The sequence below is a fragment of the Bradyrhizobium sp. LB13.1 genome (assembly GCF_054056815.1).
Genome location: NZ_JBSRYQ010000001.1, coordinates 3,175,036 through 3,201,011, shown reverse-complemented (window position 1 = coordinate 3,201,011; position 25,976 = coordinate 3,175,036). Strand labels below are relative to the sequence as shown.

Sequence of the window (25,976 nt, the reverse complement as noted above, 5' to 3'; positions counted from 1 at the left end):
AGAGCGACAATGTCTCTGATCGAAGAAATCGACTTCGGCACGCCGCGCTCGAAATCGGAAACGATGGTGACGCTGACCATCGACGGCAACCAGGTCACGGTGCCCGAGGGCACCTCGATCATGCGGGCCGCGATGGATGCGGGCCACCAGATCCCAAAACTCTGCGCGACCGACATGGTCGATGCGTTCGGCTCCTGCCGCCTCTGCGTCGTCGAGATCGAGGGCCGCGCCGGCACGCCGGCCTCCTGCACCACGCCCGTCATGCCCGGCCTCGTCGTGCACACCCAGAGCGAACGGCTGAAGAAGCTGCGCAAGGGCGTGATGGAGCTCTACATCTCCGACCATCCGCTCGACTGCCTCACCTGCGGCGCCAACGGCGACTGCGAGTTGCAGGATATGGCCGGTGCCGTCGGCCTGCGCGACGTGCGCTACGGCTATGAGGGCGAGAACCACGTCTTTGCCAAATCCAATGGCGAGATCAACGCCGCCTGGATGCCGAAGGACGAGTCGAATCCGTACTTCACCTATGATCCCTCCAAGTGCATCGTCTGCTCGCGCTGCGTCCGCGCCTGCGAGGAGGTGCAGGGCACCTTCGCTCTGACGATCTCCGGCCGCGGCTTCGACAGCCGCGTCTCGCCCGGCATGAGCGAGAGCTTCCTCGGCTCCGAATGCGTCTCCTGCGGCGCCTGCGTGCAGGCCTGCCCGACCGCGACGCTGACCGAGAAATCCGTGATCGAGATCGGCCAGCCCGAACACTCCGTCGTCACCACCTGCGCCTATTGCGGCGTGGGCTGCACCTTCAAGGCCGAAATGCGCGGCGAGGAAGTCGTTCGCATGATGCCGTACAAGGACGGCAAGGCCAATCGCGGCCATTCCTGCGTCAAGGGCCGCTTCGCCTGGGGTTACACCAACCACAAGGAACGCATCCTCAAGCCGATGATCCGCGAGCGGATCGAGGATCCATGGCGCGAAGTGTCGTGGGACGAGGCATTCTCGTTTGCCGCCGACAGGATGCGCGGCATCCAGAAGACGTACGGTCGCGACGCCATCGGCGGCATCACCTCATCCCGCTGCACCAATGAAGAAAACCTATCTGGTGCAGAAGCTGATCCGCGCCGGCTTCGGCAACAACAATGTCGACACCTGTGCCCGCGTCTGCCACTCCCCGACCGGCTACGGCCTCTCCACCACGTTCGGTACGTCTGCCGGCACGCAGGATTTCGACTCGGTCGAAGACACAGACGTCGTGGTCATCATCGGCGCCAACCCAGCTTCGGCCCATCCTGTCTTCGCCTCGCGCCTGAAGAAGCGGCTGCGCCAGGGCGCCAAGCTGATCGTGATCGATCCGCGCCGCACCGAGATGGTGGAATCGCCGCATGTGAAGGCGCTGCACCTGCCACTGATGCCCGGCACCAACGTTGCCGTGATGACGGCGCTGGCGCATGTGATCGTGACCGAAGGCCTCGCCAACGAAGCCTTCGTGCGCGAGCGTTGCGACTGGAGCGAGTTCGAGGAGTGGGCGGCTTTCGTCTCCCAGACTAACAACAGTCCGGAGGCCACCGCCATCCTCACCGGCGTCAATCCCAAGGAACTGCGCGAAGCGGCCCGCATCTACGCCACCAGCGGCAACGGCGCGATCTATTACGGTCTCGGCGTCACCGAGCACAGCCAGGGCTCCACGACTGTGATCGCGATCGCCAACCTCGCGATGGTCACGGGCAATATCGGCCGCTCCGGCGTCGGCGTGAACCCGCTGCGCGGCCAGAACAACGTGCAGGGCTCCTGCGACATGGGCTCGTTCCCGCACGAGCTGCCGGGCTATCGTCACATCGCGGGCGATGCCGTGCGCGAGCAGTTCGAGGCGCTGTGGAACGTCAAGCTCAATCCCGAGCCCGGCCTGCGCATCCCCAACATGTTCGACGCCGCGGTCGAAGGCACGTTCATGGGCATCTACGTGCAGGGCGAAGACATCCTGCAATCCGATCCCAACACCAAGCACGTGGTGGCCGCACTGTCGGCGATGGAATGCGTCATCGTCCACGACCTCTTCCTGAACGAGACCGCGAACTACGCCCATGTGTTCCTGCCCGGCTCGAGCTTCCTCGAAAAGGACGGCACCTTCACCAACGCCGAGCGCCGCATCCAGCGCGTTCGCAAGGTGATGACGCCGAAGAACGGCTTCGCCGACTGGGAGGTCACCATCGGCCTTGCCAAGGCCATGGGCTTCGAGATGAACTACAGCCACCCATCCGAGATCATGGACGAGATCGCCGCGCTGACCCCGACCTTCGCCGGCGTCTCCTACGCCAAGCTCGACGAGCTCGGCTCGGTGCAGTGGCCCTGCAACGAGGAGGCGCCCGAGGGCACGCCGGTGATGCATATCGACGGCTTCGTCCGCGGCAAGGGCAAGTTCGTCGTCACCGAATATATCGCGACCGACGAGCGCACCGGCCCGCGCTATCCGCTGCTGCTCACCACGGGCCGCATCCTCAGCCAGTACAATGTCGGCGCGCAGACCCGGCGCACCGAGAACGTGGTCTGGCATGCCGAGGACCGGCTGGAGATCCATCCGCACGATGCCGAGCAGCGCGGCGTGCGCGACGGCGACTGGGTGCGGCTGAAGAGCCGTGCCGGCGAGACCACGCTGCGTGCGGAGATCACCGATCGCGTCGCGCCGGGCGTCGTCTACACCACGTTCCACCATCCGGACACGCAGGCCAACGTCATCACGACCGACTATTCGGACTGGGCGACCAACTGCCCCGAATACAAGGTCACGGCGGTGCAGATCTCGCCGTCGAACGGCCCGTCCGACTGGCAGAAGGCCTACGACGCGCAGGCACGGCACTCCCGCCGTATCGCGCCGGCCGAGGCGGCGGAGTAGCGGCATGCACGTGCCGGTCCAGGCCATCGACCGCGAGATCTGGCGCGACGGTATCGCGTCCGAGGGGACACGGCTGATCCCGGAGGAGACGCCGCTGGCGCTGACCTACAATGGCGGCACCTATGCCGTCATGATGGGGACGCCGCAGAACCTGGAAGATTTTGCGGTCGGCTTCAGCCTCGATGAAGGCATCATCAAATCGGTCGACGACATCAAGTCGCTCGAAATGGTCCGCCTCGACGACGGCATCGAGCTGCGCATGTGGCTGGCCTCGGAAGATGCCGCGCGCATCGGCGAGCGCCGCCGCCACATCGCCGGCCCGACCGGCTGCGGCATTTGCGGCATCGATTCAATTGCCGAAGCCGTGCGGCCTGCGGCGGTCGTGCCGCAGGGACAGACGTTTACGCCCGAACAGGTCATGGCGGCGATGCAGACCGTCGCACCGCTGCAATCGATCAATTTGCAGACCCGCGCCGTTCACGCCGCCGCGTTCTGGTCGCCTGCCGGCGGCATCGTCGCGCTGCGAGAGGATGTCGGCCGCCACAACGCGCTCGACAAGCTCGCTGGTTCACTGGCGCGCAGCCGCACGACCGCAAGCGGCGGCATCGTGCTGCTGACCAGCCGCGTCTCGGTCGAGATGGTGCAGAAGACCGCCGCCATCGGCGCGCCGGTGATGGTCGCCGTCTCTGCGCCGACCGCGCTCGCGGTGCGCACCGCGGAGGCCGCCGGCATCACGTTGATTGCCATTGCCCGCCAGGACGGGTTCGAAGTGTTTTCGCATGGCGGCCGGGTTATCGCGCGTCATGCCACGGAGATTGCCGATGTCGCCTGACCGCCTGATCTACATGGCCAACCAGATCGGCACGTTCTTCCGGAGCCAGGGCCACGACAAGGCCGTGCCGGGGATCGCCGATCATATCAAGAAGTTCTGGGATCCGCGGATGAAGCGCGCGATCTTCGCCCATCTCGATGCCGGCGGCGTTGGCTTGGAGCCGAACGTGCGCGAGGCGCTCACCTCGCTGAAGCCGGCGACGTCCCTTCCAGCAGCGCCCTGAAGACACGGCGCACCTCGCTCTGCGTCTCCTTCACGCGCGCCTCCAGCGAGGAGAAATCCGGCGCGTCGCCGGCGCGTGCCATCACGCGCAGGAGGTCGGTGCCGGCTGTTTCCGGCTTGAAGCGGTCGCTGACGCAGAGCCGCAGGATCTGCGTCAGGTCGTGATAGAGCCGCGCTGCGGCGCGCAGTATCTCGGTCTCCGATTGTGCGAGCACGCCGAGCCGACATGCATTTTCCAGCACCTGCATAGTGCCGACGTCGAGAATCTCCGGTGTCTCGTGAGCATGCACGAGCTGGAGATATTGCGCGATGAAGTCGATGTCGACCATGCCGCCGGCGGCGTATTTGAGATCCCAATGGTCGGTCTCGCCCTTCTCCTGCGCGATCGCGCGCCGCATGTCGGCGACGTCGTTGGCGGTGATTCCGGGATCGCGGCGGCGGGTCAGGACATCGCGGATGACGTGCTCGATCCGTTCCCGAAATGCGGGCGAAGCCGACACGACGCGCGCGCGCGTCAGCGCCATGTGCTCCCAGGTCCAGGCCTCGTTGGTCTGGTAGTCCGCGAAGGAGACGAGGCTCGACGCCACAGGGCCGGCACGCCCCGAGGGGCGCAGCCGCATGTCGATCTCGTAGAGCACGCCGTAATTGGTACGCGTCGTGAAGGCGCTGATCAGGCGCTGGGTGAAGCGGGCGAAGTAGTGTGCACCTTGCAGTGACTTCGCACCGTCGGAGTCCGGGTTGTCGCTGTCGAAATCGTAGAGCAGGATCAGGTCGAGATCGGACGAGGCCGTCATCTCTCGGCTGCCGAGCCGGCCCATCGCGATCATCGCGGTCTCTTGCCCCTTGATCCGGCCGTGCTGGGCGGCAAAGCGGTCGGCGACAAGGCCGTGCACGGTGTGGACGATGCCCTCGGCGACGTCGGCAAAGGCGGTGCTCGCCTGCTGCGCCGAGACCGTGCCGGACAGGATGCGCGTGCCGATCAGGAACAGGCTCTCCTGCCCGAACAGGCGCAGGCGGTCGAGGAACTCTTCGTATGAGCCGGCATCCTGCACCGTCGTCGCGAGCCGCCCCGACAATTCCTGCCTGTCGGGCATGGCGCCGAAGAAGCGCGGATCGATCAGGCCGTCCATGAGCTGCGGCTGCCGTGCCAGCATCTCGCCGAGCCGCGGAGCCGCACCCAGCACCAGCGCCACCAGCGCGACGAGATCGCGGTTCTGGCCGAGCAGCGTGATCAGCCGGCCGCCGCGCTGGAGCGCCCCAAGGAATTGATCGAACGCCACGACCGCCCGATCCGGCTCTTCGGCATGAGCGAGACCGTCGATCAGGGCCGGCACGAATTCGACGAAGGCGTTTCGCGTCGCCTCATTGCGAAACACGCGGTAGTCGCCGGTGATCCAGTCACGCACGGTCTGCGCAACCGCGGCGGGCTTCTTGAAGCCGAGCGCCGCCAACTGCTGAAGCAGCCGCGGATCGTCGGGACCCACACTGTAGTCGAGTGCCGGCAGCCTGGCCGTGCCGGTCGGATCGTCGCCCTCGAACAGTTTTTCGTAGTGACCCTGGACGATCTCGAGCTGGCGCAAGAGGTCGCCGGCAAAGGCCTCGCGATCCGGATAGCCGAAGAACCAGGCGAAACGCTCGACCGCCTCCTTGTCCTCGGGCAGCGTATGGGTCTGCTCGTCGGCGATCATCTGGAGCCGATGCTCGACCCGGCGAAGGAATTCGTATGCAGTGGCCAGTTCGTCGCGCGCTGCGAACGTGATCCAGTTGCTGGAAGCGAGAATATTGAGCGCGGCGAGCGTCGGCCGCACGCGCAGCTCGGGATGACGGCCGCCGGCGATCAATTGCTGGGTCTGGGCGAAGAACTCGATCTCGCGGATTCCGCCGCGCCCGACCTTCACGTTATGCCCTTCGACCGCGACCTCGCTCTGGCCGCGATAGGTCTGCATCTGCCGCTTCATGTCGTGAACGTCGGCAAGCGCGGCGAAATCGAGATGCTTGCGCCAGACGAAGGGCGCGATCTCCGCGAGCAGCGCTTCGCCCGCTTTGGGATCGCCGGCGCAGGGTCGCGCCTTGATCATCGCGGCGCGCTCCCAGGTGCGCCCTTCCCGCTCGTAATAGTTCAGCGCGGCGTCGCGCGAAATCGCCACCTGCGTCGAGGATGGATCGGGACGCAGGCGCAGATCGACGCGGAAGACATAGCCGTCATAGGTGCGCTGCTGGAGAATGCGTGCCATCCCCTGCGTCACCCTCACGAAGAATGGCTGGGGTTCGATATCCGCTGCCAGCGTCGTATTGTCGGGATCGAAGAACACGATCAGATCGATGTCGCTGGAATAGTTCAGCTCGCCAGCGCCCATCTTGCCCATCGCAAGCACGATCAGCCCGCAGCCTTCCTCGGGCGCCTCGGGATTGGGCGGCAAGAGCTTGCCGCGTGCGGCTTCCTGCCGCAGCAGGTACTGAAGCGCCGCCTGCACCGAGGACACCGCGACATCGGTGAGCGCTGCGGTCACCCGCATCACCGGCCAGACGCCGCCGATGTCGCACAGCGCGGTCAGGAGCGCGGCCTCCGCCTTCATGCGGCGAAGCAGCCGCATCACCTCGGCCTCGTCGGATGCCGCGAGCACCGCACCGCTCGCCTCCGCGATCAGCGTGGCGAGATGCGCATCCGGATCGCATTCCAGCAGCCGGATCAGGCGCAAGGGATCGGAACGCGCCAGTTCGAACAGATAAGGCGAGAATTCCGTGATGCCGGACAGGACGTCCCGCGCGAAGGGATGAGCCAGCAGCGCTTCAAGACGGGCGGATTGCGCGGGCTCGAGCTCGGCCAGCCAGCTTTCAAAACGTCCTTGGTCGGTGACGGAAGCGGCAATATGGGGAGCCTCCGCGAAGCGTGCGGCCAGGCTCTCACCATGCTTGTCCGCGTTTCCCGGCGCGGAATGGTTCATGCCACCTTCTGTGGCACATCCTGCATTGACGGAGCAACCCTGTCGCCGGCCCCCGCGCGCGCCGGCAGCACCAGCGTGGCGACAAGCCCGGGCTGGGCGTCACCCAACCTCAACTCACCGCCATGCAATGTCGCAACCGCCGAGGCGAGACTGAGGCCGAGCCCGGATCCGGGCAGCGTACGGCTCGCTTCCAGCCGCACAAATCGTTCCACGACGTGCTTGCGGTCGGCTTCGGGGATGCCGGGACCGCGATCGGTGACGCTGAGCAGCACCTGATCGCCCTCGCGCCTGGACTCGATCGTGATCTGCCGGCTGTCCATGCTGACCACGGTTCCAGCCGATTGCGCGATCGGTTTGCCGTATTTGATCGCATTCTCGACAAGATTGGCGAGCGCCTGGCTGATCAATTCGCGGTTGGCGTGAACCGGCGTCGGCTCGCAGCTGACCTTCAAGATCATGCCGTCGTCTTCGGCCAGCGGCTCGTAGAGCTCGTGGATGCCGCCCGCGACGTCGGCGGCGTCGAAATCATCCATGTTGCCGCGCGCCTGTCCGGACTCGGCACGCGCGATCATCAGCAGCGCGTTGAAAGTGCGGATCAGGCCGTCGGATTCCTCGATGGTCCGTTCCAGGGCGGCGCGGTAATCGGCCTCGCCGCCCGATTTCGCCAGCGCCTCCTCGGCGCGGTTGCGCAAGCGCGTCAGCGGCGTCTTGAGATCGTGGGCGATGTTGTCGGAAACCTCCTTCAGTCCCGCCATCAGCGCCTCGATCCGCTCCAGCATGGCGTTGAGGTTTTCGGCGAGGCGGTCGAGTTCGTCACCGCTGCGTCCCACCGGCAGGCGTTCGCTGAGATCACCGGTCATGATGCGATGGGCGGTGCCGCTCATCGCATCGATGCGCGTGAGCACTCGGCGCGCCACGAAGATGCCGCCGCCAAGGCCGAGCACCACGACGATCAGGATCGACCATTGCGCGGCCTTCGCCACGATGCCGAACAGCCGTCGCCGCTCGGCGAGATCGCGTCCGATCAGAAGCCGGAAGCCGTTTTCCAGTTCGGTGACGCGAACCAGCGCAAGATGGTCGCGATCATCGGTGTCCTCGATCCGCCGGTAGGCGGTCTCGGACCAGCCGCGCGTCGCCATCACGCCGGGCGCGAGCGAGCCGACATTGCCGGCGATCGACTGGCCGGTCGGCGTCGTCACCAGATAGAGGTTGGCGCCCGGCCGCAACGCCCGGTACTCAATGGCAAGGACGAGACCGCGCAAGCCGCGGCGGCCGTAGATCTCGTTGATCTCCGACGTCTCGGCATTGACCGTCTGTGTGATCTCCTCGGTGATCAGCCGCCGTGTATTCCAGGCGAAATAGGCAAGCAGCGAGGCCGCGAACATCGCGAACAGCAGCAAATAGACCAGCGTCAGCCGGAATGCCGTGGTGCGGACGAGTTTACCGAATGCCGTCACGGATCATGTACCCGGCGCCGCGGATCGTGTGCAGCAGCGGCCGCTCAAAACCCTTGTCGATCTTGGAGCGCAACCGCGAGATGTGCACGTCGATCACGTTGGTCTGCGGATCGAAATGATAGTCCCAGACGTTCTCCAAGAGCATGGTGCGGGTCACCACCTGGCCCGCATGCTTCATAAGGTATTCGAGCAGGCGGAATTCACGCGGCTGGAGCGTCAGCTCATCCTTGCCGCGAGCGACGCGATGGGAGAGCCGGTCGAGCTCGAGATCGCCGACCCGGTACAGCGTGTCCTCGGCCGGACCGCCGCGGCGGCGTGACAGCACCTCGACCCGGGCCAGGAGCTCGGCAAAGGAATAGGGTTTTGGCAGATAGTCGTCGCCGCCGGCGCGCAAGCCCTTGATGCGGTCGTCGACCTGTCCAAGCGCGGAGAGAATCAGCACCGGCGTCGAATCGTCGTTGTCGCGGAGCGCGCCGATCAGCGACAGGCCGTCGCGCTTGGGCAGCATGCGGTCGACCACCAGCACGTCGTAATCGCCGTTCTCGGCCATGGCGAGGCCTTCCTCGCCGTCGGCGGCGTGATCGGCAATGTGCCCGACCTCGCGAAACGCCTTCACGAGATAGTCGGCGGATTCGCGGTCGTCTTCAATGATGAGGAGGCGCATCGTGCGTTCGGCGACGGTCAAGGGAGGGAACCTTCTCTAAACATGGCGCGAGCGGCAATCGCATGCAAGCCGAGTGTGAGAGACTCTGGCAACGAGAAAAAGGCGGGCGGTGAAGCTGGGGGGACCTCACCGCCCTAGGCCTTCCGACGGAGGGGGGCGTAATTCCACCGGAAGGTAGACAGGGGAAGCAAACGTTGCGCTGCTTCCCCGAAGGACGCCGTCGGCGGGGGCGACTGATGCCGGCGACACCCTTCATCTCGTGGGCCTCCTGAGGCCTGGCCCTTGGTTAGCCCTTGGTTAACCCTTGGTTAACCTTTGGCGATGGGCACGGCGACGAAGCGCGACTGGCCGCCGCTCTTGACCCGCATCAGGACGCTGTTCTTGTTGTCGGTCCGCGCCGTGGTGATGGCGTCGCGGACCTCGCCGGCAGTGCTCACGCTCTTGCCGCCGACTTCGAGAATCACGTCGCCTTCCTTGAAGCCGCGTTCGGCTGCGGCGCTCTTCGGATCGACTTCGGTGATCACGACGCCCTCCTTGCCGGCGCCGGCCACAGAATCGGCGGGCGCGACGGTCATCCCGAGCTTGGGCACGTCGGTGCCGCGGCTCGCGCCCTTGCCGGTGTCCTTGTCGGTGTCGGCTTTGGCCTCGACCGTGTTCGGCAACTGGCCGAGGGTCAGGTTCACGACCTTGTCCTGGCCCTTGTGCAGCACGTTGAGCTTCACGGTCGCGCCGGGCGCCAAACCGCCAATGGTGCGGGCGAGCTCGCGGGCGTCCTTGACCGATTCGCCGTTGACTGACGTGATCACGTCACCGGACTCGATGCCGGCCTTGGCCGCCGGGCCATTCGCCTGCGGCTCGGCAACCAGCGCACCTTCGGCCTTCTTCATGCCGAGGCTGTCGGCGATGTCGGAGGTGACAGGCTGAATCTGCACGCCAATCCAGCCGCGGCTGACCGAGCCCTTGTCCTTGAGCTGCGCCACCACGCTCTTCACGGTGCTCGCGGGGATCGAGAACGCAATGCCGACACTGCCGCCGGAGGGCGAGTAGATCGCGGTGTTGACGCCCATCACCTCACCGTTGGTGTCGAAAGCCGGACCGCCGGAATTGCCCTTGTTCACGGGCGCGTCGATCTGGATGAAATCGTCATAGGGGCCGTTGCCGATGTCGCGGCCGCTGGCCGAAACGATGCCCGCGGTCACGGTGCCGCCGAGGCCGAACGGATTGCCGACCGCGAGCACCCAGTCGCCGATCCGCGGCTTGCCGTCGGCAAGCTTGGCGAACGGGAAGTTCGAGCTGCCCTCGACCTTGATCAAGGCGAGATCAGTGCGCTGATCGGTGCCGATCACCTTGGCGGTGTAGGTCTTGCCGTCGTCGGTCGTGACCTCGACCTTGTCGGCGCCGTCCACCACGTGGTTGTTGGTCACGGCGAAACCGTCGGCCGAGATGAAGAAGCCGGAACCCTGGCCCTGCACGACGCGGCCACGGCCGCCCCCCTTCTGGCCCGGGAAACCGTCCGGACCGCCGAAGCGGCGGAAGAAGCGCTCCATCGGCGAGCCCGGCTGGAACGGCGACTGCGCGTCATCGCCGTCATCATTGCTCGCGGTCTTTTCCTTGATGTTGACTTTCACCGAGATCACTGACGGCTTCACGCGCTCGACGACGTCGGCGAAGCCGATCGGACGCTCGACCTTGCGGACCTCGTTGTTGACCTGCGCATGCGCCGGGGTCGAGAACAGGTCGGCTGACGAGGTCGACGGGCCAAAGCCGTAGACGGCGGCACTGAGCCCGGCGACGACCGAGGCCATCAGCGCGATCTTGCGGGCCGAGAAAACCGACCGGCGGGGCTGCCGGTAGGACGGAAGGTTCGAGAGGTCAGGACGGTCGGTCATGCAGAGATCTCCAGGGCCTTGAAATCCATTTGGTGCCTGATGGCTGCACCTTACGGAGCTGAAGATGGGGGCTCCCGCCTTACCGTGCGCTGGCGGCGGGGTTAAACTTTTGTAATGAACGGCAATGCGAATGCGGCAGTTCATCGCAGGACGAAAGTTGTGATCCCGTAGGAACTTAACGAGGTTCCGGCTTCGGAGTGTCGGCTTGACGCGCGAAGCGACGCAACTAGGGCGATGAAGCTTCGTCCGACATCAATGCGGCCAGCCGCGCTTCCTCATCGGGCGTGAGCGGCGGAGCTGGCACGTCTGCACCGCTTCGCGAGCGCCGGCGGATTTGCAGCCACAGCGCCAGGCCGCCGCCCATCAGCAGCAGCGGCGCGAGCAGCCACAACAGCATGGTGTTGCGCTCGAAGCGCGGCTTGAGCAGCACGAACTCGCCGTAGCGCGCGACCAAAAAATCGAGCACTTGCGAATTGCTGTCACCGGCGGCGATGCGCTCGCGCACCAGGAGCCGCAAATCGCGCGCGAGCGGCGCATCGGAATCGTCGATCGACTGGTTCTGACAGACCATGCAGCGCAGCTCGCGCGACAAGTCGCGCGCGCGCGACTCCTTCGCAGGATCCGGCATGATCTCGTCGGGCTGCACGGCGTGCGCCGCAGGCAAGGCCAGCAGCATCAGGGCGACGAACGCAACCATCATCCGGCGCATCGGATCACTCCGCCGGCTGCAGGCGCTGCTTGGCCCGCGCCGGGCTTGGCGCGCCGACCCGCAGGCGCCGGTCGGACAGCGACAGCATGCCGCCGAACGCCATTAGCACCGGTCCCCACCAGATCAATAGCACCAACGGCTTGTGATAGATGCGCACGGCGATGGCGCCCTCGGCGTTGGCGTCTCCGAGAGAGACGTAGAGCTGGTTTGCGCCACGCGTCAGCAGCGCGGCCTCAGTGGTCGACGAGCCGCGGGTGGTGAAGCTGCGCTTGGACGGCGTCATGACGCTGATTTTCTCGCCGTCACGGCTGACGTTGAATTCGGCGATCATCTCGTGGAAGTTCGGCCCTTGACGCTGAAACAGGCCGTCCAGCTTGACGTCATAGCCGGCGACATGGGCGACGTCGTTCTGCTTCATGGTCGCGATATATTCGCTGTTCCAGGTGGTCTCGCAGACGATTCCGATCAACGCGACGCCGAGGCCAGCATGCGCGAACATCGAGCCCCAGGCCGAGCGCGGCAGACCCCGGGCACGATGCAGCGTCGTCGCGAACGGCAGGCGAAACAAGCCGGTTCGTTCGGCCAGATCCGTCGCGGCACCGGCAATGACGAAGACGCCAAGTCCGATTGCCAATGGCGCCAGCGCGCTGCCGCCGCGCGCCCAGCCCCAGACCATGGCTACGGCGACGAGCCCGGCAACGCCGGCCGCGAGCAGCCGTTGCGTCACGCCGAGCAGATCGCCGCGTTTCCACGCCAGCATCGGCCCGAACGGCACGGCGAGCAGCAGCAGCGTGAACAGCGGAGCAAAGGTGAGGTTGTAGAAGGGAGCACCGACCGACATCTTGAAATCGGCGAGCATCTCCATCGCCAGCGGATAGAGCGTGCCGAACAGCACCACCGCGCAGGCGACCGTGAGCAGCAGATTGTTCAGTACCAGCGCGCCCTCGCGCGAGATCGGCGCAAACAGGCCGCCCTGCTTCAACGACGTCGCGCGCCCCGCAAACAGCGACAGGCTGCCGCCGATGAACAGGCAGAGGATCAGCAGAATGAACACGCCGCGGGTTGGATCGGTCGCAAAGGCATGCACCGAGGTGATGACGCCCGAGCGCACCAGGAAGGTGCCGAGCAGCGACAGCGAGAAGGTCAGGATCGACAAGAGGATGGTCCAGACCTTCAGCGCATTGCGCTTCTCCATCACCAGAGCCGAATGCAGCAGCGCGGTGCCGGCAAGCCACGGCATCAGCGAGGCGTTCTCGACCGGGTCCCAAAACCACCAGCCGCCCCAGCCCAGTTCGTAATAAGCCCAGTACGAGCCCATGGCGATGCCGAGCGTCAGGAAGATCCAGGCGACCAGCGTCCACGGCCGCACCCAGCGCGCCCAGGCGGCGTCGATCCGTCCCTCCAGCAGCGCTGCGACAGCGAAGGAGAACGAGATCGAGAAGCCGACATAGCCGAGATAGAGCATCGGCGGATGCACGGCGAGACCGATGTCCTGAAGTACCGGATTGAGATCGCGTCCCTCGATCGGCGGATTGGCGATGCGCAGAAACGGGTTCGAGGTCACCAGGATGAATAGATAGAAGGCGCTGGCGATCCACGCCTGCACGGCCAGCACATGCGCGCGCAGCGATAGCGGCAGATTGTTGCCGAAGGCTGCGACCAATCCGCCGAACAGCGCGAGGATCGACACCCACAAGAGCATCGAGCCTTCATGGTTTCCCCACACGCCGGTGATCTTGTAGAGCAGCGGCTTCATGGAATGGGAATTCTCGTAGACGTTGACGACGGAGAAGTCCGAGTCCACGTGCAGCATCACCAGCGCGATGAATGACGCACCGACGAACAGAAGCTGCGCCAGCGCGGTGGAGCGCGCCACATTCATCAGCGCATCATCGCGCAGGCGAGCGCCGATCAGGGGCACGATGGACTGGATCAGTGCCAGTCCGAGCGCCAGCACCAGCGCGTAATGTCCGGCTTCCGCAATCACCGCACAGCTCCCTGCGAGTTTCCCTGCGCCGTCGTAGCCGCAGGCTTTACGCTATCAGAAGCCTTGGCGTCATAATCATCCTTCCAGTGCCCCTGCTTCTTCAGGGCATCGGCGACGTCCTTGGGCATGTAGGTCTCGTCGTGCTTGGCGAGCACGGTGTCGGCCTTGAACACGCCATCGGCGTCGAGCGCGCCTTCGGCGACGACGCCCTGCCCTTCGCGGAACAGGTCGGGCAAAATGCCCTTGAAGGCGACCGGAAGCTTGGCGCCGCCGTCGGCGACCTCGAAGGTCACTGCGAGATTGTCGCCGCGCTGGAGCGAGCCGGGCTGCACCAGGCCGCCGAGGCGAAACCGCTTGCCGGGCGCGACGTGCTTTTCGGCGACCATGGTCGGCGTCGAGAAGAACACGATGGAGTCGCGCAATGCGTTGAGCACCAGCGCGGCCGCGAGCGCGAGCACGGCGAGCGAGCCGCCGATGATGGTCATACGTCGCTGCTTGCGCGTCATGGCGTATCCGTTCCCTGCTCGTCTCGCCCTGACGTCGTCATCCGTCGAGCCCGAGTGTCTTGAGGCCTTCATTGAGCTGGCGCAGCCGCGCTGTATCGTTGGCAACCGCCTGGCGGGCATCGGTTGATGCGCCCACCGCCTTGTCGCGGTCGCCCATCACGAGATAGGCGCGCACCAGCCGCAGCCAACCCTCGACGTCGTCGCCGTTCTGCCTGAGGCGCGTGGCGAGCCGTTCGACCATACCGCGAACCATGGCGTTGCGATCACCCTCCTTCATGTCCTTGGAAGCTGCAAGGGTCTCATCCGACAGCGCCGGCATCGTCGCGCCACCGCCGCCGACCCGCGCGAGCGAGGTCTGCACGAGTGGGCGCCACGGCGCATCCGCGGGCGCTTTCGCCAGCAGTGCGCGCCAGATATTGGCGGCATCGTCCTTGCGGCCGTCCTGCTCGGCGGCGAGACCGAGGAAATAGTTCGCTTTGGGATCGTCCGGCGCTAAGCGCGCGCGCGCGCTCGAACTCGGTCTTGGCTTCGGCGGTCACGACGCCACCGGCCGCGGCCGACATCGCTTCGCCGAGATCGGACCGGCGCTCCGCGCTCTCGCCATTGTAGGTGAGCGAGTTGCGATAGGCGCGCACCGCGTCGTCGAAGCGACCAAGCCGCTCCAGCACGGGCGCGATCACGTTCCAGCCACGCCCGTCTGTCGGATTCTTTTCCAGATGTTGCTCGACCTGCACGACCAGATTCTCAAGCGACTGCGCCATTCCGGACCCGGATCCGCGCTCCCGCTGTGCCAGCGGAAAATCCTGAAGCCTGGGCGAGCCGAGCGGCATGTAGACGCCGATCGCAACCAACGGCAGGCCGGCAAGCGCCAGCACGGCCGCCGCGCGGCGCCATTTGAGGTTGGATTTCGGCGCTAGTGCGGGCTCACTGTCGGCCGCGGCGAGCAGCCTGCGGCTAACCTCGACGCGCGCGGCTTCGGCCTCGGGCGCTCCGATCAGCCCCGCGGCAACATCACGGTCGATCTCGGCCAGTTGGTCCTTGTAGACCACGACCTCGCTGCCCTGATTTTGCGCGCGTCCGCTACGGCCGAGCGGCAGAAGCACGGCGAAAATCGCCGCGACCGTCATCAGCGCGAACACGAACCATAGCGTCATCTGGCAAGCTTCCGGCAGCGCGCGAGCCGCGCCCACCCGTGGCTTTACACCACGGCCGGACGATGCGGCAATTGACAATTGTCAATTTGCCGCGACCGCGCACAGTCCCGAAACGGTGAGAATCCAACGGCTTAGCCGATCTCGAAGTCCACGCTTTGAGCGGCATCCTCGCCGTGCCCATTGAAGGCCTTCAGGAAGTATGTTCCCGGCTCGATGGCGTCGGGCAATCTGATGCGCAACGCCCCGACGGGAACCGGCGATGCAACCCTGGTGAGGGTCTCAGGCAGCTGCCGACCGCTTGCCTTCTCGACCAGCACTACCTTCGCGCCGACCATCAATCTTTGATACTTGGCAACGATGACGCGATTCTCGATTTCGATAGAGCTGATAAGGGATTTCATGCGCCCACAGATAGAAATTCCAAAAACTTGCACAGCGACCGTAGGGCCCGTCGCCGGCACCGTCAACCTCAAATTGTGATCACCGAAAGATACGCCCGGATCAGCTCGCGCGCGACGATTTACGCTCGCCCGTGGCCGCGTTCTCCGCGGCGCGGCTCATCAGCGAGGCATAATCATCGCCGAACAGCACCTGGCAGAAACGGATCGCAGCCTGCACCTGCTGCTGCCGATAGGTGCGAACCTTGTGATCGGCCCCGCGCAGCGACTGCACCAGCTGCTCGGTCGAACGCTCGACATATTGCTGGAGGTCGGAATAGGTGCGCAGTGTCACCTCGTTGATCGCAAGCTCGCTCGCATAATTGCGGCAGGTCGCGACGAAATCGATCAGCGCCACGGTTTCCTCGACCTCGGTGCTGTCGATCCGCGCGCCCGGCGGAATGTCCTTCTCGGCGCGCTGGCGCAGGATGCGGCGGACGCGGCCGGGAACGCTGTCGATCTCGGATTGCAGCGCGTTGGAAATGTTGGCCCGGATCGAGGTCAACTGCTTGCCCCAGGCGGAATCGTTGCGGAGGTCGAGCTCGGTGCGCAGACCGCGTACGCCGTCGTGCAGCGTCTTGAGATTGCCGGCCACGTTCTCGAAACGGCTGCGCTTGATGTCCATGCGCAGGATCGCGGCGACACAGGACAGATCATGCAGCGCGATCGTGACGGCGACGCCATAGGGCGTTGCCGCGACGCGGATCTCGTCGTCGGAGGCGGCAATCTTGATGGCGAGGCGGATGATCTGCCACGGCGCGGTCATCCGCTGCATGACGATCGACAGCGCGAAGGGCAGCATCTGCGGCGTCTGAAGGACGGGAGTGTTGAGCGCTGAAGTCACCGAGACGATCTGCGCATCGCCGAAGGCGCGCAGGGCGCGCGGCAGCTTCTCGTTCAAGGTGGCGACGGCCTCGCGAACCGCGAGCACCGCCCCGATCGAATAGAGGTCCTCGATCACGTTGGGGGGCCCAACGCGGGCGAGCGCACGCGACTTGTCACCGCCGCCGGGCCCCGTCAGCTCGAAGATGGCCTCCGCGGCGACCGCCTGGAGCTTCGAGGCCAGCGCTTCGACCTGCCCACTGTCGGCCGGCATGCGCGCCAGCGCCGCCTCGAATTCGTTCAGCTTGTCTGGAGCACCGTCGCGGCCGAGCCATTGCCAGATCGGAGCCAGCGAGGAACGGCGGACCTGCCCGACCCGGATCGGGGTACCCGCTTCGATGAGGAATGGTTCCAGCACCTGGAACAGCAGCCGCGACAGATCGTCCGTACGCGGCGGCGGGGCCTCGTCGGCTTCGGTCTTGCGGACGACCTTGCGCAGCTGATCAAGCACGAGGGTCGCCACAGCCGTGTCCTGACCACGCTCCAGCGCACGCTCGAACTCCCGCATCAGCAGCGCCTGCGCCTGCGGCGGGAGCTGCGCGAGATATTCCCTCAGCCGCTCGATCGATGTCTGGCTCATGCGCCCGGGTAATGCACGGTAAATGGCGGACATGGGATGCGTCCGGGCGCGATCTTAGGAGGTCCCACTTAAGAAGCCGTTTAGCAAGTGGCTCCGAATCCCAGCAGTCCCCTTCGGGTGGGTGTTGATTGCGGCGAATAAGCCCATGGGAACAAAGGATTATATTCCGGGCAAGACCAGCTCAGCCCGCAAGCCCCCGGTCGGCGCCCCGCCGAGCGAGAGGCTGCCGCCGTAGAGCGCGGCGAGGTCGGTCACGATCGACAGCCCCAACCCCGATCCGGGCTTGGACTCGTCAAGCCGCTGGCCACGTCGCGAGACCTGGGCGCGCTCGGCCTCCGACAGGCCGCGGCCGTCGTCGTCGACGATGATACGCAGCCGCGGACCGGCGCCCGCTTGGTGCAGCGTCTCCACCAGAACTTCGATGAAGACCCGCGAGGCCGCCCATTTGCAGGCGTTGTCGACGAGATTGCCGACCATTTCCTCCAGATCCTGCCGCTCGCCGCGAAATTTCGCCGACGGATCGGCCTCGGCCTCGACCACGATGCCGCGGTCGCGGTGGATCTTCTCCATGGTCCGCCGCAGCGCCTCGATGGCGGGGGCAACCTCGGTCACTGTTCCGACGACCGAGACCCGCGCCGCGATGCGCGCGCGCTCCAGATGATGGGCGAGCTGGTCGCGCATCACGTTCGCCTGCTCCATCACCTTGGTCGCGAACGGATCGATGGCATGCGCGCCGGCCTCGTTGACGATGACCGAGAGCGGCGTCTTGATGGCGTGGGCGAGATTGCCGACATGGGTGCGTGCGCGCTCGACGATTTCGCGATTGGCGTCAATCAGCGCGTTGGTCTCGCGCGCCAGCGGCGCGATCTCGACCGGGAATTCGCCCTCGAGCCGCTCCGCCCGCCCCGAGCGAATGTCGGCGATGGATTCCGAGATGCGCTTGAGCGGCGCGAGGCCGAAGCGGACCTGGAACACGGTGGTCAGCAGCAGCACGATGCCAAGCGCGGTGAAGGTGCCGCCGAGATAGTAATCGAAACTGCGCGTCTCGTCGAAAATCTCGGTGTCATCACCGGCGACGCTGACGAGAAATTTGCCGTCCGCGCCGAGATCGACCGGCCGCTCCACCATGCGCAGGTTCTGTCCCTCGGGACCGTCGACATAAGCGATCCGGATGCCGGCGGCGGTGAGCTCTGTGCCCTGCTCTTCCAGCTTCGGCAGCTTCTTGTCCCAGAGCGAGCGGGAGGAGCGCACCTCCGGCTTTTCGGTGTCGGTCCGCGTGATCTGCCAATACCAGCCGGACAGCGGCAGGTCGAACAGCGGCTCGCCGAGCGACTGGAACTGGCGGTCCGGCGGTTCGTCCGGGGTGGCGACCTCGGCGATCAGCGTGCGCAGATAGAGATTGAGCCGGCGGTCGAAGGCGCGCTCGGTGGCGTTCTTGTAGACCGACGACAGCACCACGCCGGTTATGGCCAGGATCACCACGAGCCACGCGGTCGCCGACAGGAACAGGCGGTTCGCAAGCGAGCTGGCGGGCATCTGAATGATCCCGGAGGCGCGGGGCGGCATGGCATCGGAACTCATGACCCGACCAAGGCCCGCGCCGGGCCGCCCGTCAAGACAAGATACTTCCAGACAAGATACTTCGAGACAACACGCTTCAAGCGCCGGGGGCCGGCGGGGTCAGGAGATAGCCGAGGCCACGGACGGTCTGGATGATGTCGACGTCGAGCTTCTTGCGGATGCGGCCGACGAAGACCTCGATGGTGTTGGAGTCGCGGTCGAAGTCCTGGTCGTAGAGATGCTCGACCAGTTCGGTGCGGGACACGACGCGCCCGGAATGGTGCATCAGGTAGGCCAGAAGCCGATATTCGTGCGAGGTCATCTTGATGGGATTGCCAGATACGCTGACCCGGCCGGTCCTGGTGTCGAGCGTGACGGGGCCACAGCTCAGCTCGCTCTGGGCATGGCCGGTGGAGCGGCGCAGCAGCGCGCGGATGCGTGCCAGCACCTCCTCCAGGTGGAACGGCTTTGCGACATAGTCGTCGGCGCCGGCATCGAAGCCCTGGACCTTGTCGCTCCAGCGGTCGCGTGCGGTGAGGATCAGGACCGGCATGGTGCGGCCGTTGCGCCGCCAGGCTTCCAGCACCGAAATGCCGTCCTTCTTCGGCAGGCCGATGTCGAGCACCACGGCGTCGTAGGGCTCGTTGTCACCGAGATAATGCCCCTCCTCTCCGTCGAAGGCGCGATCGACGACATAACCGGCGTCGGTCAGCGCCTTGGTGAGCTGGCGATTGAGATCGGGGTCGTCCTCAACGACGAGCAGGCGCACGCTTCTCTCCAGAATTAGGCCGCATGAACACCAGCAGAGATGAGCAATTCCGGCGTGAACTGAATATGAACGCCGGGAACCGGCCGCGTTACTTTTTGGTCATATACGACCTGTTCGCGGCCAACGCACTGCGCCCGCCGGGCCACCGGACGAACGGGGCATGGCGGGCGCAATGTGCCGCGTTACGCGGCGAGTCGGAAGGTACGAACCGTCCGGTCGATGTGCCGGTCAGGTCCGGAAGAACACGAACCAGACGACGGCAAGGATCAGGATCGCGAGCCCGGTCGAGATGGCGAGCAGCGCGGCCACTGACGGCCCGGGTTCGCCCTGACGGGCCTCGGTCGCAGTTTCAACGATCTGACGTTGGTCTCGCGTGGTTGCCATGGTGACCTCAAATCTCTGGCTGTCGCGTCGGATGGCCGCGACCTCCTCGCAACGTGATGTCCCGTGGTAACGCGTGATTGGATATGATGTTCCGGTTTTTACGGCGGGATCAGGCTGCAACCGCGCACCGGGCGGCCGGTTAACGCAGTTGCAAGATTCTGCAATCCGCCTTGCTATGATTCGTTGTTCCCCGATGGTATCTTCGTCTTCTGTCCCCGTTGCGTTTGGAGTAGCCCATGGCCCCCCGTGCCAATTGGAAGGGTTTTTTGCGCCTCTCGCTCGTGACCTGCCCGGTCGCGCTCTATCCGGCCACTTCGGATACCGAGAAGGTCTCGTTCAACCAGATCAACCGCAAGACCGGTCACCGGATCAAGTACCTCAAGGTCGACGCCGAGACCGGTGACGAGGTGACCTCCGAGGACATCGTCAAGGGCTACAAGGTCGACACCGACACCTATATCGAGGTCACCAAGGACGAGCTCGACGAGATCGCGCTGGACTCCACGCACACGATCGAGATCGACGAGTTCGTGCCGAAGACCGACATCGACAGCCGCTATCTGATCCGCCCCTATTATCTCGTGCCCGACGGCAAGGTCGGCCACGACGCCTTTGCGGTGATCCGCGAGACCATCCGCAGCATGGACAAGGTCGCGATCGGCCGCGTGGTGCTGACCAACCGCGAGCACATCATCGCGCTGGAGCCGCTCGAGAGCGGCCTGATGGGGACGCTGCTGCGCTACCCCTACGAGGTCCGCGGCGAGAAGGACTATTTCGACGACATCCAGGACGTGAAGCTGACCAAGGACATGCTCGACCTTGCAAAGCACATCGTCGAGAAGAAGTCTGGCGCGTTCGAGCCCGAGCTGTTCGAGGACCATTACGAGACCGCGCTGATCGATCTCATCAACAAGAAGCGCAGCGGCGCGCCCATCACCGCGAAGGCCGCGCCGAAGACCGGCGGCAACGTCATCAACCTGATGGACGCCCTGAAGAAGAGCATCGCGAACGAGAAGGACGCAAGCCCCGCGGCGAAGACGGCCAAGGACACCACCAAGGACACCACCAAGGGCAAGAAGCCGAAGAAGCGCGTCGAAGGCCAGCGCGAAATGCTGCTGCCGATCGCCGGCAAGGGTGGCAAGGACGCCGCAGCGAAAGCCGCTCCCAAAAAGGCCGACAAGCCGGTGCGCGCGCCGATGCGAGCGAAGAAGGCCGGCTAGAAGCCATCGCAGTTCTCGATCTCGCTGTGATGCTTCCCCTCGCCGACCGGCCGACCTGACATGCCCTGGTCGACAGCGTTCGACGACCCCATTTCGTTACGAGGCGGGCGCAAGCTGCGGACGTTGCAAGAGGCTGCCGATCACATCATGCGACTGCCCGAGGATACCCAGCACGCGAGCCATTGGCAGACCGCGATCGAAACTCTGATCAGCGCGGCCGAAACCGGCGGCGGCTGGACGATGTTCGCCCGCATCGCAATGTTGCGGGCGCTGAATGCGGACGGTCGGCGCGAGTGAGCCGGGCGCCCGCTCAAGAACAGGCTCAACAATCCGTTAAGCCGAGCCAGTGCTTTCAGCGCCTGCCTGCGGTCGCGGCGGCGGCACGTAATCCTACGGAAGACAAAATTAACCCCCGGTTCCCGCTCAGCGCAGCATGGTCGCGCCTCGATTGAACCCGGGGTTTGCAGGCTCGTGCAGCAGCAGGACGCCAGAAAGAACTACATCGGCCTCGTGAACGACACGGCCGAGGAAGAGAGCTTCGCCGGCAGCTCCGCGCGGGCGCAGCCGCGCGTGGTGAGCTATCTGGCCGGACGCCTTGCTGCGGTGCTGAAACGCCCCGGTAAGGCCGCGCCGGAACGCCCGATCTCGTCCTGAGACGGGACGACGACCTCGGCAAATGCGTCTGAATTGGGTGACGGAACCTTAAGTCAATCGATGACACCATACAAACCGCAGGTGAGGACCATCCGACCTGCGTTTTGACGCGCCCACAAAAAATTAATGAATCACTTTACCATTCCGATAACGGCACCAGCCTACGTTGGACGGATGAACAGGAGTTGACGATGACTGTGATCAGGTCATTTCTTGCCGATGAAAATGGTGCCACCGCCATCGAGTATTGCCTGATCGCCGTCGGCATCGCGCTCGCGATCATCACGGCCGTGAACAATACGGGCAGCGCACTGCTGAGCGGCAAGTTCAACTCGATCGACGCGGCGGTGAAGTAACCGGCATCGCCGGCGCTCCACAATTCCGGCAGTGCGGGCTAAGACGGGCGCAAATGCAACTGGCGACCGGCTTCCATTCGCTCTCCCGCGGTGAGAGCACGCTGAACCGCGATCCAGCTCAGGAGCGCGACTGCCAGACCTGCGGCCACATCGCAAAAGTAATGGCTTCCGTCCACCGGGGTCGCCGCAATCATCGCAACATTGAGCAACGCGGCGATCCAGCCGAAATATCTGACCGGCCAAAGCGCCAGCAGGAACAGAAGTCCAAGCGCCGCATGCAAGCTCGGAAAGCTGATGATTCCTTCGGCCCCCTCCGCCACCAGATGGCGGAAAGTCCCGTCTCGCAATCCAAAGAATACGGGAAGGGGTAGATCTCGCGTCACCGGTACGATGGCGGGAGAATCAACTATCGACAGATGCAAGTAACCCCAAACTCCCTGCGCCGGCATCAGACTAGAAACGCCGATCGTCAGAAGCGTCGTCAGCACGAAGCTCAGCATGAAGATGCGCAATCGCAGGGCGTGCCCTGTCGCAGCCAGTAAGACGACGACGGCCGTCGTCTGCACGGTAAAGCTCGCATACGCAGTCGCCAGTATTCGATGCAGAAGCGGCGCAGCGTTCATCGCGGCAAGCCACGCCATCCAGTCAAAGCCGACGCGCTGATCCAGTGCGGCGAGGTCGCCGTCCCATAGCGGAAATGCCGCGCCTGCCGCGACATACGACAGAGGCGCTGCCACCGCCGCAAACGCAATGATCTGGGCGGTGCTGATCAGCGCGCCGGCAAGAGCCGCGTCCCTCCTGATGGTTGCGTAGAACCAGCTCATCAAGATGAGCAGACCGGCAACGAGGGCGGCCTTCCGGAATGAAAGCCATTCGATTTGGAAGGGCCCGAGCGTCGACGCGATCAACACGGCGCCGGCCGTGGCGCCGATCGCGATCCAGACGACACGATCGGCCTGCTTCGCCCGGTCGAGGTGGATATCAGCCGGGCTCAGCGTGTCCGTCATGGGGCATCCGATCGCCGGCCTGTTCGTCACGGCTCTCTTGTCACGCTAGCGGGGCAAAATTGCGCCTCCGTTAATGCGGTGACCCTAAGTTGATTTTTGCGAGCATCGCAGTATGGCGTTGTGTCGTGCAGTTGCGCCATCGTCGAGCGCAGGCTCAAACCCCAGCGGCCCGACATGGTGTCTTCCGATAGGCCAATCTTGAAAATCCCGGCTCTCCCTGGCCTGGACCGGTCCGTGACTTTGGTCGTTTTTGCTGTGCTGGCGGTCGCCTCGTTCCTTCCTGTGCTGCTGACCCCCATTCCCGCGATGGTCGATTATCCCAATCACCTCGCCCGCATGTACATTCTGAGCCAGAACGGCACCCCCGACGCCAATCCGCATTACGAGGTGGCCTGGGCCTTCTATCCCAACCTGGGAATGGATCTGCTGGTCCCGCAGATGGCGCGGCTGATCAGCGTCGAGAACGCCACGCGGCTGTTTCTGCTCCTAAGCCAATTATTGATCGTCGGGGGCGCGCTTCTGCTCGAATGGGCCCGGAAGGGACGCGTCCATCTCGCCGGCTTTGCGGCGCTCGCCTTCCTTTACTGTCTGCCGTTCAGCTGGGGCTTCGTCAATTTCGAGTTCGGACTGGGCCTCGCTCTCTGTGGCATCGCCGTTTATCTGATGCTGGCGGAACGCCGATGGCCACTGCGTTTCATCGTCAACATGGTCTTCGTCGCGGCGCTGTTTGCGGCGCACTTCTTCTCCCTCGGCATCTACGGCGCGACGCTTGGCCTTTACGAGCTCTCGCGCATTTGCGATCGGCGAACATCGTACCGGGCCGCCGCCGCGCGGCTCGGCGCGTTGGCTCTGCCGGCGCTTGTTCTGTTTGGGATCATGCGCATGACCGCGGGATCGATCGGAAGCGAAGGTACGAGCTGGTTCCTCGAATTCAAGCCGATCTGGCCGTTGCGGATCATGAACGGCTACAATTTGACGGTCGCGGCGACGACCGGGCTGGCGCTGATGATCTCGCTGCTGTTCGCCGCAAGACGCGGCGTCCTCAAGCTCGAGCCAGCCGGGATCTGGCTCGCGATCGGCTTTGCGCTGCTGTTCGTCGTCATTCCCTCAAAGCTGTTCGGGACCTCGTTCGTCGACCTCCGCGTGATCCCCGCGGCAGCTCTGATCCTGCCTGCCTTCTGCTCGCTGTCGCTGCCCAGTCGGACATGGCGAATGGCTGCGCTCGCCGCGATCAGCGGCATCACATTGATCAATCTCGCCGTGGTCTTCGCGGTGTGGTTGCCTTACCGCACCGACTATGCGGCCATCGTCGAGTCGTTCCACAAGATTGATCGCGGCTCACGCATCCTCGTCGCCAGCACGGTAGACAAGGGAGACCCGCCCTTTGCCGACCTCACCTCGTATCCCATGTATTATGCGCCGACACTGGCCGTGCACTATGCCAACGCATTCGTGCCAAATCTATTCACGGAAGCGGGCAAGCAACCCGTGCGACCACGCGAGGCCGTGCGCCGTCTTGCCATTCCCTACGGGGGGCCGGTGCCGTTAGCCGTGCTGACTGCGATTGCGGCAAGCCAGCCGCCGACGGAGATCCCGCCGTTCGTCCGCACCTGGCAGCAGGATTACGACTATCTCTATGTCCTTGGACCGCCGGCTCCAAACCCGCTGGCAGACCTGCTGGAAGCGCTGGACGCCTCTGAGCGATTTGTCCTCTACAAGATCCGCCGCAGGTCCTAGGCCGAAGCCGCTCCTGCCCAGCGTGGTTAATCGGGCGTTACTAGTCGCTCAAGCGCCCTATATCCTTGACGGTTGTGGCAAGACCGCCTTAACCGCCGCCGACATAGACTTCCGCTTCTGCAACGAGTTGGACCCTCTCGCATGGCGGCCAGTTTCCAGTCGATCCGCTACAGCCTCGTCATCCCCGTGTTCAACGAGGAAGCCGTGCTGCCGGTCCTGCTGCGCCGGCTCGACCTGGTCTTGTCCCGGCTCGACGGGCCGGCAGAGGCGATCTTCGTCGACGACGGCAGCAGCGATTCCAGCTCGATCGTGCTGCGGGCGCTCGCCACGCGCGACCCGCGCTATCGCTATATCGGCCTGTCGCGAAATTTCGGCCATCAGATCGCCATCACCGCCGGCATGGACGCCGCGCAAGGTGAAGCGATCATCGTCATGGATGCCGATCTGCAGGATCCGCCCGAAGTGATCGAGCAATTGATCGCAAAATGGCAGGAAGGCAACGACATCGTCCACGCCCGCCGCCTGTCGCGCGAGGGCGAAAGCCAATTCAAGCGCGCAACCGCGCATCTGTTCTACCGGCTTCTCGGCAGGATGTCCTCGGTCGGCATCCCCGCCGATGTCGGCGACTTCCGCCTGATCGATCGCAAGGTGCTCGACGCACTTCGGCAGATGCCGGAGCAGGACCGCTTCGTACGCGGCATGATCGCCTGGCTCGGCTTCCGGCAGACCGAGGTCGCCTTCCACCGTCTCGAGCGTGCAGCTGGCGAGACCAAGTACCCGCTGTTCAAGATGGTGCGGCTGGCGACGAACGCCGCGCTCGGCTTTTCCGATCTGCCCTTGCGCTTGGCAATCTGGTGCGGATTGACGGTGTCGGGACTCGCGCTGCTCTACGGCGGCTGGGTGGTCCTGTTGTGGCTCAGCAAGGACAGTCATCTCGTCACCGGCTGGTCCTCGACGATGGTCGTCGTGTCCCTGCTGTGCGGAATGAACATGCTGATGACGGGCATCGTGGGGCTTTATGTCGGCCGCATCCATGCGGAGGTGAAACGTCGCCCGCTATACGTGGTGCAGACCCGCGCTGGCTTCGATCGCAACGAAACGGCGGCCGCACCCGCGATCCACGCCATCAACGAGTGACCGA

21 protein-coding genes and 2 pseudogenes are annotated in these 25,976 nt (G+C 64.8%); 9 read left to right on the top strand and 14 right to left on the bottom strand.

The window, feature by feature from the left end; translation table 11 throughout:
• The first annotated feature begins 9 nt into the window (after positions 1–9).
• From fdhF to ACVWYI_RS15055, 3 genes and pseudogenes are all read left to right on the top strand, one after another.
• A pseudogene (fdhF, locus tag ACVWYI_RS15065) lies at positions 10–2,884 on the top strand (formate dehydrogenase subunit alpha).
• A 4-nt stretch (positions 2,885–2,888) separates the two neighbouring features.
• On the top strand, positions 2,889–3,716 hold the full coding sequence (fdhD, locus tag ACVWYI_RS15060) for a formate dehydrogenase accessory sulfurtransferase FdhD (RefSeq protein ID WP_456662458.1): 828 nt from the start codon (positions 2,889–2,891) through the stop codon (positions 3,714–3,716).
• A complete protein-coding gene (locus tag ACVWYI_RS15055) occupies positions 3,706–3,939 on the top strand; it encodes a formate dehydrogenase subunit delta (RefSeq protein ID WP_247349973.1) in 234 nt (77 codons plus the stop codon). The genes fdhD and ACVWYI_RS15055 overlap by 11 nt, the downstream gene beginning before the upstream one ends.
• Here the strand turns inward: ACVWYI_RS15055 and ACVWYI_RS15050 are convergent.
• From ACVWYI_RS15050 to ACVWYI_RS14990, 13 genes and pseudogenes are all read right to left on the bottom strand, one after another.
• Complete coding sequence (locus ACVWYI_RS15050) at positions 3,896–6,883, bottom strand: bifunctional [glutamine synthetase] adenylyltransferase/[glutamine synthetase]-adenylyl-L-tyrosine phosphorylase (RefSeq protein WP_456662457.1); 2,988 nt, start codon at positions 6,881–6,883, stop codon at positions 3,896–3,898. The genes ACVWYI_RS15055 and ACVWYI_RS15050 overlap by 44 nt on opposite strands.
• Positions 6,880–8,340, bottom strand: a complete 1,461-nt coding sequence (locus ACVWYI_RS15045; protein WP_456650630.1) for an ATP-binding protein — start codon at positions 8,338–8,340, stop codon at positions 6,880–6,882. Before ACVWYI_RS15045 ends, ACVWYI_RS15050 begins: the two co-directional genes overlap by 4 nt.
• Positions 8,324–9,004 (bottom strand): response regulator transcription factor, encoded by a 681-nt coding sequence (locus ACVWYI_RS15040; protein WP_456664529.1) that lies wholly within the window; start codon positions 9,002–9,004, stop codon positions 8,324–8,326. Before ACVWYI_RS15040 ends, ACVWYI_RS15045 begins: the two co-directional genes overlap by 17 nt.
• A 308-nt stretch (positions 9,005–9,312) precedes the next feature.
• A complete protein-coding gene (locus tag ACVWYI_RS15035; RefSeq protein ID WP_456662456.1) occupies positions 9,313–10,893 on the bottom strand; it encodes a Do family serine endopeptidase in 1,581 nt (526 codons plus the stop codon).
• A gap of 226 nt (positions 10,894–11,119) precedes the next feature.
• Positions 11,120–11,602, bottom strand: a complete 483-nt coding sequence (locus ACVWYI_RS15030) for a cytochrome c-type biogenesis protein (RefSeq protein WP_456662455.1) — start codon at positions 11,600–11,602, stop codon at positions 11,120–11,122.
• A 4-nt stretch (positions 11,603–11,606) separates the two neighbouring features.
• On the bottom strand, positions 11,607–13,589 hold the full coding sequence (locus tag ACVWYI_RS15025) for a heme lyase CcmF/NrfE family subunit (RefSeq protein WP_456662454.1): 1,983 nt from the start codon (positions 13,587–13,589) through the stop codon (positions 11,607–11,609).
• On the bottom strand, positions 13,586–14,095 hold the full coding sequence (gene ccmE, locus ACVWYI_RS15020; RefSeq protein WP_247349965.1) for a cytochrome c maturation protein CcmE: 510 nt from the start codon (positions 14,093–14,095) through the stop codon (positions 13,586–13,588). Before ccmE ends, ACVWYI_RS15025 begins: the two co-directional genes overlap by 4 nt.
• 37 nt (positions 14,096–14,132) lie before the next feature.
• A pseudogene (gene ccmI / locus ACVWYI_RS15015) lies at positions 14,133–15,249 on the bottom strand (c-type cytochrome biogenesis protein CcmI).
• A gap of 131 nt (positions 15,250–15,380) precedes the next feature.
• Entirely contained in the window at positions 15,381–15,650 is a 270-nt protein-coding gene (locus ACVWYI_RS15010; protein WP_247350265.1) for a hypothetical protein, read from the bottom strand.
• A 100-nt stretch (positions 15,651–15,750) separates the two neighbouring features.
• Positions 15,751–17,148, bottom strand: a complete 1,398-nt coding sequence (locus tag ACVWYI_RS15005; protein ID WP_456662453.1) for a hypothetical protein — start codon at positions 17,146–17,148, stop codon at positions 15,751–15,753.
• A 159-nt stretch (positions 17,149–17,307) separates the two neighbouring features.
• The gene (locus ACVWYI_RS15000) at positions 17,308–18,684 is read right to left on the bottom strand and encodes a sensor histidine kinase (protein WP_247349963.1); all 1,377 of its coding nucleotides are present in this window, start codon (positions 18,682–18,684) and stop codon (positions 17,308–17,310) included.
• Between the two features lie 121 nt (positions 18,685–18,805).
• Positions 18,806–19,477: a response regulator transcription factor gene (locus ACVWYI_RS14995; RefSeq protein ID WP_247349962.1), complete on the bottom strand. Its 672-nt coding sequence runs from the start codon at positions 19,475–19,477 to the stop codon at positions 18,806–18,808.
• 228 nt (positions 19,478–19,705) lie between these two features.
• Positions 19,706–19,861, bottom strand: a complete 156-nt coding sequence (locus tag ACVWYI_RS14990; RefSeq protein ID WP_247447728.1) for a hypothetical protein — start codon at positions 19,859–19,861, stop codon at positions 19,706–19,708.
• Between the two features lie 236 nt (positions 19,862–20,097).
• Between ACVWYI_RS14990 and ku the strand changes: the two genes are divergently transcribed.
• From ku to ACVWYI_RS14970, 4 genes are all read left to right on the top strand, one after another.
• Positions 20,098–21,081, top strand: coding sequence for a non-homologous end joining protein Ku (ku, locus tag ACVWYI_RS14985; protein ID WP_456662452.1), 984 nt, complete (start codon positions 20,098–20,100; stop codon positions 21,079–21,081).
• 60 nt (positions 21,082–21,141) lie between these two features.
• On the top strand, positions 21,142–21,378 hold the full coding sequence (locus tag ACVWYI_RS14980; protein WP_354047175.1) for a hypothetical protein: 237 nt from the start codon (positions 21,142–21,144) through the stop codon (positions 21,376–21,378).
• Positions 21,379–21,552: 174 nt separating this feature from the next.
• Positions 21,553–21,735, top strand: a complete 183-nt coding sequence (locus tag ACVWYI_RS14975; RefSeq protein WP_456662451.1) for a hypothetical protein — start codon at positions 21,553–21,555, stop codon at positions 21,733–21,735.
• 191 nt (positions 21,736–21,926) lie between these two features.
• Positions 21,927–22,091 (top strand): Flp family type IVb pilin, encoded by a 165-nt coding sequence (locus tag ACVWYI_RS14970; protein WP_247349953.1) that lies wholly within the window; start codon positions 21,927–21,929, stop codon positions 22,089–22,091.
• 38 nt (positions 22,092–22,129) lie between these two features.
• On the opposite strand, the gene ACVWYI_RS14965 is transcribed toward ACVWYI_RS14970, so the two are convergent.
• Positions 22,130–22,999: a phosphatase PAP2 family protein gene (locus ACVWYI_RS14965; protein ID WP_456662450.1), complete on the bottom strand. Its 870-nt coding sequence runs from the start codon at positions 22,997–22,999 to the stop codon at positions 22,130–22,132.
• A gap of 273 nt (positions 23,000–23,272) precedes the next feature.
• Here ACVWYI_RS14965 and ACVWYI_RS14960 point away from each other — a divergent pair, with 273 nt between their 5' ends.
• Positions 23,273–24,835, top strand: a complete 1,563-nt coding sequence (locus ACVWYI_RS14960) for a hypothetical protein (protein ID WP_456662449.1) — start codon at positions 23,273–23,275, stop codon at positions 24,833–24,835.
• 141 nt (positions 24,836–24,976) lie between these two features.
• Positions 24,977–25,972 (top strand): glycosyltransferase family 2 protein, encoded by a 996-nt coding sequence (locus tag ACVWYI_RS14955; protein WP_456662448.1) that lies wholly within the window; start codon positions 24,977–24,979, stop codon positions 25,970–25,972.
• The last annotated feature ends 4 nt before the right edge of the window (positions 25,973–25,976 follow it).